12 protein-coding genes and 1 tRNA gene are annotated in these 11,872 nt (G+C 69.4%); 8 read left to right on the top strand and 5 right to left on the bottom strand.

The features are described 5' to 3' along the window. Window positions 1-67: 67 nt before the first annotated feature. Both ABGB10_RS27650 and ABGB10_RS27655 read right to left on the bottom strand, forming a co-directional pair. The gene (locus ABGB10_RS27650; protein WP_347663928.1) at window positions 68-1,111 is read right to left on the bottom strand and encodes an LLM class flavin-dependent oxidoreductase; all 1,044 of its coding nucleotides are present in this window, start codon (window positions 1,109-1,111) and stop codon (window positions 68-70) included. Window positions 1,112-1,123: 12 nt separating this feature from the next. After that, window positions 1,124-1,603, bottom strand: coding sequence for an Lrp/AsnC family transcriptional regulator (locus ABGB10_RS27655; protein WP_347663929.1), 480 nt, complete (start codon window positions 1,601-1,603; stop codon window positions 1,124-1,126). A gap of 83 nt (window positions 1,604-1,686) precedes the next feature. Between ABGB10_RS27655 and ABGB10_RS27660 the strand changes: the two genes are divergently transcribed. Then, entirely contained in the window at window positions 1,687-2,865 is a 1,179-nt protein-coding gene (locus tag ABGB10_RS27660; RefSeq protein WP_347663930.1) for an aminotransferase class I/II-fold pyridoxal phosphate-dependent enzyme, read from the top strand. 3 nt (window positions 2,866-2,868) lie between these two features. Here ABGB10_RS27660 and ABGB10_RS27665 read toward each other — a convergent pair whose 3' ends face one another. The 3 genes from ABGB10_RS27665 to ABGB10_RS27675 all read right to left on the bottom strand — a co-directional run bounded on the left by ABGB10_RS27665 (window position 2,869) and on the right by ABGB10_RS27675 (window position 4,475). Then, window positions 2,869-3,519 (bottom strand): NAD-dependent epimerase/dehydratase family protein, encoded by a 651-nt coding sequence (locus ABGB10_RS27665; RefSeq protein ID WP_347663932.1) that lies wholly within the window; start codon window positions 3,517-3,519, stop codon window positions 2,869-2,871. A 92-nt stretch (window positions 3,520-3,611) separates the two neighbouring features. Further along, complete coding sequence (locus ABGB10_RS27670; protein WP_347663933.1) at window positions 3,612-4,034, bottom strand: hypothetical protein; 423 nt, start codon at window positions 4,032-4,034, stop codon at window positions 3,612-3,614. 358 nt (window positions 4,035-4,392) lie between these two features. Then, window positions 4,393-4,475, bottom strand: a tRNA-Leu gene (locus ABGB10_RS27675). Between the two features lie 84 nt (window positions 4,476-4,559). On the opposite strand from ABGB10_RS27675, the gene ABGB10_RS27680 reads away from it, so the two are divergent. From ABGB10_RS27680 to ABGB10_RS27710, 7 genes are all read left to right on the top strand, one after another. Continuing rightward, window positions 4,560-5,183: a response regulator gene (locus ABGB10_RS27680; protein ID WP_088991522.1), complete on the top strand. Its 624-nt coding sequence runs from the start codon at window positions 4,560-4,562 to the stop codon at window positions 5,181-5,183. Between the two features lie 60 nt (window positions 5,184-5,243). Beyond that, window positions 5,244-6,431 (top strand): hypothetical protein, encoded by a 1,188-nt coding sequence (locus tag ABGB10_RS27685; protein ID WP_347663935.1) that lies wholly within the window; start codon window positions 5,244-5,246, stop codon window positions 6,429-6,431. A 363-nt stretch (window positions 6,432-6,794) separates the two neighbouring features. Then, complete coding sequence (locus ABGB10_RS27690; protein ID WP_347663936.1) at window positions 6,795-7,946, top strand: branched-chain amino acid ABC transporter substrate-binding protein; 1,152 nt, start codon at window positions 6,795-6,797, stop codon at window positions 7,944-7,946. 66 nt (window positions 7,947-8,012) lie between these two features. Then, window positions 8,013-8,996 (top strand): branched-chain amino acid ABC transporter permease, encoded by a 984-nt coding sequence (locus ABGB10_RS27695; RefSeq protein WP_347663938.1) that lies wholly within the window; start codon window positions 8,013-8,015, stop codon window positions 8,994-8,996. After that, window positions 8,993-10,171, top strand: a complete 1,179-nt coding sequence (locus ABGB10_RS27700; RefSeq protein ID WP_347663940.1) for a branched-chain amino acid ABC transporter permease — start codon at window positions 8,993-8,995, stop codon at window positions 10,169-10,171. Before ABGB10_RS27695 ends, ABGB10_RS27700 begins: the two co-directional genes overlap by 4 nt. Further along, window positions 10,164-11,105, top strand: a complete 942-nt coding sequence (locus tag ABGB10_RS27705) for an ABC transporter ATP-binding protein (protein ID WP_347663941.1) — start codon at window positions 10,164-10,166, stop codon at window positions 11,103-11,105. Before ABGB10_RS27700 ends, ABGB10_RS27705 begins: the two co-directional genes overlap by 8 nt. Further along, window positions 11,092-11,805 carry an ABC transporter ATP-binding protein gene (locus tag ABGB10_RS27710; RefSeq protein ID WP_347663942.1) on the top strand — a complete coding sequence of 238 codons (714 nt, stop codon included), beginning with the start codon at window positions 11,092-11,094 and terminating at the stop codon, window positions 11,803-11,805. The genes ABGB10_RS27705 and ABGB10_RS27710 overlap by 14 nt, the downstream gene beginning before the upstream one ends. Window positions 11,806-11,872 lie beyond the last annotated feature (67 nt).

Below are 11,872 nucleotides of genomic sequence, written 5' to 3' on the forward strand. Positions count from 1 at the left end.
CCACCACCGGAACCAACATTAGGCACCGTCCGGGTCGGCGGGGTGACGCTGACGTGAAGATCGTGTTTCACGCCTTCCGGTGCAGACCGCCCGCCACCTGCTCGGCGATCAGCTCGTACGACCGCACCCGGTCCTTCACGTCGTACACCAGCGTGGTCAGCATCAGCTCGTCCGCGCCGGTGCGCTCCACCAGCTCGGTCAGCTGCCGGCCTACCGTCTCCGGCGAGCCCATCGCCTGACCGTCGCGGCGTTGCAGGACGAACTCCCTCTCGAACTCGGAGTACGGGTACGCCGCCGCCTCGTCGGGCGTCGACAGCGGCTCGGGCCGCCCGGAACGCAGCTTCAGGAACGACAACGCGCTCGGCCCGGCCAGCCACTCGGCCCGCTCGTCGGTCTCCGCGCACACCGCGTTGACCGCCACCATCGCGTACGGCTTGTCCAACCACTGCGACGGCCGGAAGTTCTGCCGGTACAGGGCCAACGCCGGCAGGGTGTTCGCCGAGCTGAAGTGGTGCGCGAACGAGAACGGCAGACCCAGCAGCCCGGCGAGCTGGGCGCTGAACCCGCTGGAGCCGAGCAGCCACACGGCCGGCTGCGCACCCTGCCCCGGCATGGCGATGATCTGCCCGGGCTTCTCGCCGCTGAAGTAGTTCATCAGGTCCGCCAACTCGCGGGGGAAGTGCTCCGCGGACAGGCCCTCCATGGTGCGCCGCAACGCCAGCGCGGTCACCTGGTCGGTGCCCGGCGCTCGGCCGATGCCCAGGTCGATCCGACCGGGGTGCAGCGCCTCCAGGGTGCCGAACTGCTCGGCCACCACCAGCGGCGCGTGGTTGGGCAGCATCACCCCGCCCGAACCGAGGCGGATCGTCGAGGTGTTCGCGGCCAGGTGCGCCAGCAGCACCGCCGGAGCCGAGCTGGCGATCGCCGGCATGTTGTGGTGCTCGGCCACCCAGAACCGGCGGTAGCCCAACTCCTCGGTGCGTCGCGCCAGCTCGGTGGTGGCCTCCAGGGCCGCGCCGACAGTGGTGCCCTTGGCGACCGGGGCAAGATCAAGAACAGACAACGGTACGGTGATCACACGTTGTGCCAACTCCCCGGCCTGCCCGTTCATTCCAACCGCTGCTCAACCCATCCCGCGCGCCTGCTCGAAGATCAGGCTGGTCTGGGTGTGCTGCACCACCGGGTCGACCGCCAGATGGTCCAGCACGAAGTCCCGCAACGCGTCCCCGGACGCCGCCCGCACGTGCAGCACGTAGTCGTCCGCACCGGCGACGTGGAACACCGACACCACCCCCGGCAGTCGCACCGACCGGGCCCGGAACGCGTCCACCGCCGCCCGCTCGTGCGCGGTCAGACGCACCGACACCAACGCCTGCAACGGCAGACCGAGCGCGGCCGGATCCACCTCGGCGTGGAATCCACGGATCGCGCCCCGCTCGCGCAGCGCCCGCGTACGGGTCAGGCACGTCGACGGCGCGACCCCCACCCGCTCGGCGAGCGCGTTGTTCGGCAGGCGGCCATCCGCGGCCAGTTCGCCGAGGATCGCGCGGTCCACCTCGTCCAGGGCCGGATACGGCCGCACATCATTCGGTTCAGGAGGCATTCCGCCATCCTCGCCCGAATCCACCACCGAAACAAAGCTGATTGACAGAATGATCTGCCGAACCATTGCCTGATCGTTGGTAGATGTTCGACGCTACCCGCATGACGACGGTGGACACCCGGGCCGTACACGCCGGCCGCGACGACCTACGCACCCTCGGCGTGCACGTGCCACCCATCGACCTGTCCACCACCAACCCGCTGCCCTCGGTCGACGACGGCGGCGCCGCGTACGAGCAGCTCGCCACCGGCGGCACCCTCCCCGCCGAAGGCAGCGCCGTCTACCAACGGCTCTGGAACCCCACCGTCGCCCGCTTCGAAACCACCCTCGCCGAACTGGAGGGCACCGCCCAGGCCGTCGCCTTCGCCAGCGGCATGGCCGCCCTCACCGCCACCCTGCTCGCCGCCGCCCGCGACGACCGCCGGCACGTCGTCGCCGTCCGGCCCCTCTACGGCGGAACCGACCACGTCCTCGCCACCGGTCTGCTCGGCACCACCGTCACCTGGGCGCACCCCGACGAGGTCGCCGCCGCCATCCGACCCGACACCGCACTGGTCATCGTCGAGACACCCGCCAACCCCACCCTCGACCTGGTCGACATCGCCGCCCTCGCCACCGAGGCCGGCGACATCCCGCTGCTTGTCGACAACACCGTCGCCACCCCCGTGCTGCAACAACCCGCCCGGCACGGCGCCACCCTCGTCCTGCACAGCGCCACCAAGAGCATCGGCGGGCACGGCGACGTGCTCGCCGGCGTCGTCGCCTGCGACGCCGACTGGGCCGTGCGCCTACGTCAGGTCCGCGCGGTCACCGGCGCGATCCTGCATCCGCTCGGCGGCTACCTGCTGCACCGCGGCCTGCAAACCCTGCCGCTGCGGGTCCGCGCCCAACAGGCCACCGCCGAGAAGATCGCCGGCTGGCTCGCCGACCACCCCGCCGTACACCGGGTGCACCACCCCTCGGTGGACGACCCGGCGGCGCTGGTCGGCCGGCAGATGGCCGGACCCGGCAGCCTGCTCGCCTTCGAGGTACGCGGCGGCGCACCCGCCGCGGCGACCGTCGCCGGCGCCTGTCACCTCATCACCCACGCGGTGTCGCTCGGCGGCGTCGACACCCTCATCCAGCACCCGGCCTCGCTCACCCACCGGCCCGTCGAGGGCGACGCGAAACCCGCCGCCGCCCTGCTGCGCCTCTCGATCGGCCTCGAAGACCCCGAGGACCTGCGCGCCGATCTCGCCCAGGCCCTCGACACGATCGGCTGACCCTCAGCGCAGCTCGCGGTTGCCCAGCACGCGGGTCGGCGAACCCTCCCGAGCCACCCGCAGCATCGCCCGACCGATCCCGTCCGTCGTGGTGACCTGGTTCGGCAGCAACCGACGCAGCACCGGGAACAGCGGACGCGTCACCGCGTACCCGATCCGGTACGCACGGGTCCGCGACACCGCCCCGTGGGTCGGCTGGATGAAACCGGGACGCGCCGCGTAGCCGTTGGGCAGCAGATCCATGATCGCGTTCTCGGTACGGCCCTTGACCCGCGCCCACATGACCCGACCCTGACCCGACGAATCCGTCCCGACGCCCGAGACGTAGACGAACGTGACCTGCGGACTCACCTCGGCCAGCAACCGCGCCGCCGCGAGCGGGTAGTCGTAGCTGACCCGCGTGTACGCGGCCTCGTCCAGACCCAACGAGGACACACCCAGGCAGTAGAAACACGCGTCGACGCCGGTCAACTCGGCGCGCAGCGCGGCCAACTCGCCCACGTCCGCGACCGTCAGCTCCCGCAGCTTCGGGTCCTGCCGACCGGTCGGCCTGCGGCCGACGGTGAGCACCTCCCGCACGTCCTCGGCGAGCAGCGCCTCCCGCAACACACCCTGGCCGACCATGCCGGTCGCACCGAAGATGACCACCCGCATCAGATTCCACCCCTGTCGTCGACCCCGCCACCGGCCATCCGCCCGCGCGTCAGCCAGGCTCCCACGATCGGCACGACCCGCGCGGGCGGCGGTCAGGACTTCGGGCCGACGTGCCGGTCCAACGTGGCGACCGCGTCGCGCCGGGCCACCGACAGCGAGTTGCGCCGGTTCATCCGCCAGGCGACGCCCAGCAGGTCGAGGCCCCACTGGCAGAGCCCCATGATGTCGGCCGACTCGTTGACGAACATGTAGCGCGGGTAGATGTAGTGCCGACCTCGCATCGTGACCCGGTTGGCTGTTCGGCAGCCGTCGGAGTGGAAGAGCCCGCGCAGGAAGTCGCCGGGATGATCTTCGAGAATCGGCAGTTGCCAGTCGGCCAGGACGATCGGTCGCTCGTGTTTCCTACCCGGGCCGTGCTGCGGGAGCAGGCACGGCCAGTGGATGCCGTAGCTCTGCACGCCGACGCAACCCTGTTTCTGGACCCGCTGCACCTTCGACGCCAGAACGGCGCGCATGGCCACATCGCACGCCTCAATCAACCCGGGCCACCCATTGGAACAGTAGATGCGCAACACGGGGACGCGTGCCGTTGTCACCAGGTGGCCGTCGCCCAGGTAGAGACCGAGCAGGTAGGCGTAGGCCGCGGGGTCGGTCGGATTGTCGACATCCGGCCGGCACCGGAAGCACCGTAGCTCCGTGCCGCGCTTCACCGGCTCGGGTCGATCCACGCACCAGTGCCAGACCGTGCTGTATGGCACGGAGAGCCTGCGAGCCACAGCATGGATGTTGTGTCCCTGAGCGCGTAGGGCGCGAGCTCGCGCCCGCATCTGGGGTGGATGCACGCCTACATCATCGAACACGTGTATGACAAAGTGCCGGGAGCGGGATTCGAACCCGCAAGCCCTTTCGGGCAGAAGTGTTTGAGACTTCCGTGTATGCCGTTCCACCATCCCGGCGGGTGGCGCTTACTGTACCCGACTACTCTCATGCGGGAGCATGGGTGGGTAGCCGTGCAGTGATCGATGGTGGGGGTAGGGCTGGTGGCTGAGATGCCGACGGATGCCGAGCGCAGGCGCGTACTGATCGCCGAGGACGAGGCGCTGATCCGGCTGGACCTCGCCGAGATGCTGGTCGAAGAGGGTTACGAGGTGGTGGGGGAGGCCGGTGACGGCGAGACAGCCGTCCGCCTCGCCGAGGAGTTGAAGCCCGACCTCGTCATCCTCGACATCAAGATGCCGATCATGGACGGGCTGGCCGCCGCCGAGCGCATCGCCGGTGCCAGGATCGCCCCGGTGATCATCCTGACCGCGTTCAGCCAGCGTGACCTGGTGGAGCGGGCGCGGGCGGCGGGCGCGATGGCGTACCTCGTGAAGCCCTTCCAGAAGAGCGACCTGGTCCCGGCGGTGGAGATCGCGCTGTCGCGTTACTCGGAGGTCGCGGCCCTGGAGGCGGAGGTCGCGAGCCTGACCGACCGTCTGGAGATCCGCAAGGCGGTGGAGCGCGCCAAGGGCGCGCTGATGACCACCTACGGGATGACCGAGCCGCAGGCGTTCAAGTGGATCCAGCGCACGGCGATGGACCACCGGATGACCATGAAGGAGGTCGCCGAGCGGATCCTCGCGGAGACCGCTGGCGGCGAGGTGTCGCAGCAGCCGACCGTCTGAGCGCCTGACGCGGCCCGCGCGGGGCCGCCGCCCGTGACCTCCGGTGGTTAGCATCGACCGGTGTCCGTCCGACGGGTGATCACGGTGCTCGGCCTCTTCGCGCTGGCTCTTTCCGGGTGCGACGGACCGGCCGCGCCGAGCGGCGGCGAGCCGACGACGGCCGCCGCGCCGGCCACGCGGCCGAATTGGCAGCCGCTGACGCTGCCGGCGCCGCCCGGCGGTGCGGGGCGTCCGGTGGTACGCGACGCGACGTCGTGCGCGGGCCGGTGGTTCGTGGTCGGCGGCGTCGTCGACGCCGAGGGCGGCACGCGTCCGGCGGCCTGGACCAGTGTGGACGGTGCGAGCTGGACGGTGCTGCCGGTTCGTCCGGATTCCTTCTACGGTCGGCAGAACGTGTTCCTGTCGGTGGCCTGCCGGGACGCGAAGGCGGCGCTGATCGGGGCGAAGGTCGGAGGCGCGCACGGCTATCCGCGGGTGAGCACGTGGCGGCAGGTGGCCGACGGCACGCTGGTCGAGGTGCAGGCGTCGTTCGAGACGTACGGCGGGCCGACGGCGGTGAACGTGTCCCGCCTGACGGCTGGTGCGCGGGGTTGGTTGATCGTCGGCAACCGTTCGGCGGGGGCGGCCTCCTGGGTCGGGTCGCCGGACGCGGCGGAGTTCGCGCTGGTCGAGGGTGCTCCGGAGCTGGCCAGTGACGCGGTGGGGGTGACCTGGGCGTTCGACTCGGTGGCGACGTCGTCGGGCTGGCTGGCGGTGGGCGGCCTCCTGCCGGCCGGTCGGATCGACCGGGACCCGGCGGTCTGGTCGTCGCCTGACGGTCGGTCCTGGCGGCGAACGGTGCTGCCGGGCGGTTCGGAGTACGAGGAGTTGCAGCGGGTGGTGCTGGTCGGCGGTGTGCCGGTGGCGGTGGGGCTGCGGGGGTCGACGTTCGGAGCGTGGCGGCAGGAGGCGGCGGGCTGGGTGGCGGCCGGTGCGTTCGGGCGGCGGGCCGGCGCGGGGGTGCCGGCGGTGGCGTCGCTGGTGTCGTCGGGGGATCGGCTGTTCGCCGCGGTGGTCGACGGCGCGCGGCATTCGGTGTGGGTGTCGGCGGATCGTGGTGGGTCGTGGCGAGAGGCCGCCATGCCGCTCGATGTGCCGGCGGGCGTCGACCGGGACGTGACGCTGGTGGCGGTGGGTGACCGGTGGTGGTTGGCTGCGGACGACGGCGCCCGGGCCGGGCTCTGGTGGGCGGACGGCGCAGGGGCGTGAAAGCCGGCTGTGCCGGGGTGCGTCGGCCCGATCGCGATGTGTCGAGCTGTTTTCGCAGTTCAACGAGGCTTTCGCCGGATGAGGGCGGTCCGCGCGAGCGGGGGTGGTATTCCGACCGGGCGCGGGCTTAAGGACCGATTGGCCGATTCACCTGTTACGGACATCGACATGATTGCCCACGTCTTCGTAACGGTTTCGCAGACCCCGCGTCCAGGCCTTCCGGGACGGTATGCGGTGTCGGTACGCTCCGCCATCACGAGCCGTAACGCAGGGGGAGTCCCTGCGGGGTGGGTGGAATTGCGGTCTGCTGCTGTCGCCGTCGCTTCGGGTCAGCCGGGTCCGCATCTGGAGGAGGTCAAAGCCGTGAGGCGAAGCTATGTACGGGCGCTGGGCACCGTTGCGCTCGCCGCGACCCTGGTGGTCGCGGCTGGTTGCCAGGATTCCGGCAGCGGCGAAGGTGGGACCGCGTCCGGTGACTGCGGTGGCAAGATCGCGATCTTCGGCGCGTTCACGGGTGACAACGCGGGTCTGGTGATCCCGTCGCTGAACGGCGCGAAGCTGGCCGTGGAGCAGTTCAACACCGCGAACCCGAACTGCAAGGTCACCATGCAGGAGTTCGACACCCAGGGTGACCCCGCGGTGGCGACCCCGTTCGCGAACCAGATCGCGGGCGACAACTCGTTCCTCGGTGTCATCGGTGGTCACTTCTCCGGTGAGTCGGACGCGACCATGCCGATCTACCAGGCCGCCGGCCTGGCGATGGTCAGCCCCTCGGCGACCCGGACCGACCTGACCCAGAAGGGCAACACGTCCTTCTACCGCGTGGTCGGCAACGACGGCACGCAGGCCGGTGCGGTGGCGAGCTACCTGAAGACCCAGAACGCGCAGAAGGTCTTCATGGTCGACGACGCCAGCGCCTACGGCGCCGGCATCACCGACGAGCTGGGCAAGCAGCTCGGCCCGCTGGTCGTGAACAAGGACAAGATCCAGGAGCGGCAGACGCAGTTCGACGCCACCATCTCCAAGATCAAGGCCGCTCAGGCGGACTTCGTCTTCTACGGCGGTTACACCCGTGAGGCCGCTCCGCTGGTGAAGCAGATGCGTGCCGCCGGCGTCAACGCCAAGTTCGTCGGCCCGGACGGTCTGTACGACACCGCGTTCCCGTCGGGTGCCTCCGGTGGCGCCGAGGGCGCGATCATCACCTGCCCGTGCCTCCCGGCCGACAAGGCCGGTGGCACCTTCTCCGCCGACTACCAGAAGAAGTTCGGCATCCCGCCGGGCTCCTACGGTGCGGAAGGCTTCGACGGCGCGACGATCTACCTGGACGCCTTCAAGGCTGGCAAGAAGAGCCGCGCGGACATCCTGGCGTTCGTGAAGTCGTACGACAAGCAGGGCGTGTCGAAGTACATCAAGTTCGACGCCAAGGGCGACGTTGACCCCACGAAGGTCGTCATCTGGGCCTACCAGATCAAGGGCACCGCTATCGAGCCGCTGCAGGAGCTCAAGCTCAGCTGACGCCCAAGCAATGGAGTGCGGCCGGGGTGTTTCACCCCGGCCGCACTCGATTCAAGGAGACCCCCGGTGCATTTCGATGAACTGATCGGCCATCTCGGCCAGCACACGGTCGATGGGCTGTCCAAGGGCGCCATCTATGCCCTGATCGCCCTTGGCTACACCCTCGTCTACGGCGTCCTTCGCCTGATCAACTTCGCGCACTCCGAGGTGTTCATGGTCGGCACCTTCTCGGTGCTGATCCTGTGGACCCAGCTCGGGGTGCAAAATAACCCCCCTGTCGGCCAGGCGATCCTGTTCCTGGTGCTCGGCCTGGTCGTCGCGGCGGCGGCCTCGGGCGGTACGGCTCTCGCGCTCGAGCGGATCGCCTATCGGCCGCTGCGGCGCAAGAACGCGCCGCCGCTGATCTTCCTGATCACCGCGATCGGCCTGTCGCTGGTCTTCGTCGAGCTGTTCGGGCAGGTGCTGCCGAAGCTGCTCGGTGGCGTGCTGCCGGAGGCGTTCGGTCGGCCTCGGCAGATCGTCGGTATGCCGACGATCATCCAGCAGGAGACCCTGTTCAGCATCGGCAACACGGCGATCACGAACATCCAGCTGATCGTGTTCGTCGCGGCCGTGGCGATGATGGCGCTCCTGGACTGGTTCATCAACCGCACCCGGTACGGCCGGGGTGTGCGGGCGGTGGCCCAGAACCCGGAGACCGCCGCGTTGATGGGCGTCAACCAGGAGCGCGTGATCATGCTGATCTTCGTGCTCGGTGGCATCATGGCCGGCGCCGCCGCGCTGTTGTGGAGCATGCGGTTCGGCTTCACCCAGAACAGCATCGGCTTCGTGCTCGGTCTGAAGGCGTTCACCGCCGCGGTGCTCGGTGGTATCGGTAACCTGCGCGGCGCGCTGCTGGGTGGCCTCTTCCTGGGCATCGTCGAGGTCTACGGCGCGACGCTCTTCGCGTCCAACTGGGAGGACGTCATCGCCTTCGTGGTGCTGATCGTGGTGCTGATGTTCCGGCCCACCGGCCTGTTGGGTGAGTCGCTCGGGAGGGCCCGCGCATGATCGACAAGATTCGCTCCGCAGATCGCCGCCGGGTCGGTTTCCTGACCTCGGTCAGCGAGCGCTGGCAGGCACTGCCGAAGTGGCAGAAGGCCATCGGCGTGGTCGCCCTGCTCGTCTTCATCTACTCCCTGCCGTACCTGGGCAAGCTGCCCGGTGGTCTCATGATCCCCGGTCTGAACGACCTTCGCACCGACTCGATCGACGGCGGCAACAACTGGGCGGGCGTGCTCTTCGTCTGCGCCATCTACGTGCTGGTCGCGATCGGTCTGAACGTGGTGGTCGGCCTCGCCGGCCTGCTCGACCTCGGCTACATCGGGTTCTTCGCGATCGGCGCCTACAGCGTGGCGCTGTTCGGTTCGGTGAACTCGCCGGTGGTCAAGTGGATCCAGCAGGAGTTCGACCTGCCGCCGACGTGGGCGGTGACCTGGGGAATCTGTCTGCTGATCGCGATCGTGCTGACGATGATCTCCGGGGTGCTGCTGGGTTGGCCGACGCTTCGACTGCGCGGTGACTACCTCGCGATCGTGACGCTCGGCTTCGGTGAGATCATCCGGATCGTGGCCCGCAACGCCACCGGGGTCACCAACGGTCCGGTCGGTATCTCGGCCATTCCCGGCCCGGAGGGTCCGCCCGCGGCGGACAACAAGGTCTTCGGTCTGATCGACGCGAAGCCCTGGTACTGGTTGGCGATCACCTTCGTGCTGCTGATGGTGATCGTGGTCCGCCGGTTGGAGCACAGCCGGGTCGGTCGCGCCTGGCTCGCGGTCCGCGAGGACGAGGACGCCGCCGCCGTGATGGGCGTGTACCCGTTCAAGTTCAAGCTGTGGGCGTTCGCCATGGGCGCGGCGCTCGGCGGCCTGTCCGGCTTCCTCTTCGGCAGCCGGAACGCGTTCATCGACCCGACCCAGTTCAACGCGAACCTCTCGATCCTCTTCGTCGCGATGGTCGTGGTCGGCGGTTCCGGCAACATGCTCGGTGTCTCGCTCGGCGCGGTGCTGCTGGCGTACCTGCCGGAGCGGTTCCGCGACTTCGCCGACTACCGTTGGCTGGTCTTCGGTCTGGCCATGGTGCTGGTGATGATCCTGCGTCCGCAGGGTCTGATCCCGAGCCGGCGGCGAGCCCGCGAGTTGAAGGACCGCGCGGCGGAGGCAGAGGAGGCGCCCGCTCATGTCTGACCAGACCACCAGCACGTCCGCGCCGAAGATCCCGGCTCAGCCCGGGCCTCGGTCGGTGCTGCTCGAAGTCGACGACGTCACACTGCGCTTCGGTGGCGTGGTCGCCCTCGACAAGATCAATTTCCAGATCTACGAGGGCGAGATCCTCGGCCTCATCGGGCCGAACGGTGCCGGCAAGACCACCAGCTTCAACGTGATGACCGGGGTCTACAAGCCGACCTCCGGTGCGGTCCGGTTCCGTGGCCAGAAGGTGACCGGTCGCAAGCCGCACCAGATCAGCCAGCTCGGCATCTCCCGGACGTTCCAGAACATCCGTCTCTTCCCGGAGATGACGGCGCTGGAGAACGTCATGGTCGGCACGGACTCCCGGCACAGGACCAGCGTGCCCGGGGCGATCTTCCGGCTGCCCCGACGCAAGCCGAAGCCGCACGAGCTGCCGCAGGTGACCGCCGAGGCGGGCATCCAGCGGTCGTGGCAGGAGACGCGTCGGACGTTCGCCAAGACGTTCGGGTTGTCCCGGCACATCCTGGAGGAGCGGGCTGCCGAGGCCAAGGCGCTGGAGTTGCTGCGCTTCGTCGGCATCGCCGACCGGGCCAACGACGAGGCGCGCAACCTGCCGTACGGCTACCAGCGCCGGTTGGAGATCGCCCGCGCGCTGGCCACCGAGCCGAAGCTGATCTGCCTGGACGAGCCGGCCGCCGGCTTCAACCCGGCGGAGAAGGAGGAACTCCTCACCCTGATCCGCAAGATCCGGGACATGGGCCTGACCGTGCTGCTCATCGAGCACGACATGCGGCTGGTCATGGGCGTCACCGATCGGATCGTGGTGCTGGAGTTCGGCCGCAAGATCGCCGAGGGTGCGCCCGCGGAGGTCAGCCGCGATCCGAAGGTGATCGCCGCGTACCTGGGGGAGCCCGCCGATGACGCTGCTTGAGCTGGAGAACGTCGCCGTCGCCTACGGTCGGATCGAGGCGCTGCACGGCATCAGCCTCACCGTGAACGAGGGTGAGGTGGTGGCTCTGATCGGCGCGAACGGCGCCGGTAAGACCACCACCATGCGGGCCATCTCCGGGACCCGGTCGTTGGCCGAGGGGAAGATCACGTTCAACGGTGAGGACATCAGCAAGCTCCGGGCCGACCTGCGGGTGGTCCGGGGGCTGTGTCAGTCGCCGGAGGGGCGGCAGATCTTCCCGGGTATGACGGTGATGGAGAACCTGGACATGGGGGCGTACACCCGGCGGGACTCCGCCGGCATCGCCGCCGACCTGGACCGGGTGCTGACGCTCTTCCCACGGCTGGCCGAGCGGCGCAAGCAGGCCGGTGGCACGCTCTCCGGCGGCGAGCAGCAGATGCTCGCGGTCGGCCGGGCGCTGATGAGCCGTCCGAAGCTGCTGCTGCTCGACGAGCCGTCGATGGGTCTGGCCCCGCTGGTGATCCGGCAGATCTTCGACATCATCACGGAGATCAACCAGCAGGGCACCACCATCCTGTTGGTGGAGCAGAACGCCCAGCAGGCGCTGTCGCGGGCACACCGCGGTTACGTGCTGGAGACCGGCCGGATCGTGAAGGAGGGGTCCGGTCAGGACCTGCTGCACGATCCGTCGGTCAAGGAGGCGTACCTCGGCGTGGCCTGAGCCATCCGAGCGGCGGCCGGTCATCCCCTCGCGGGGTGGCCGGCCGCCGACGTTCGGGGCCGGCTGT

The organism is Micromonospora sp. B9E7, assembly GCF_039871815.1.
Taxonomy (GTDB): Bacteria; Actinomycetota; Actinomycetes; order Mycobacteriales; family Micromonosporaceae; genus Micromonospora.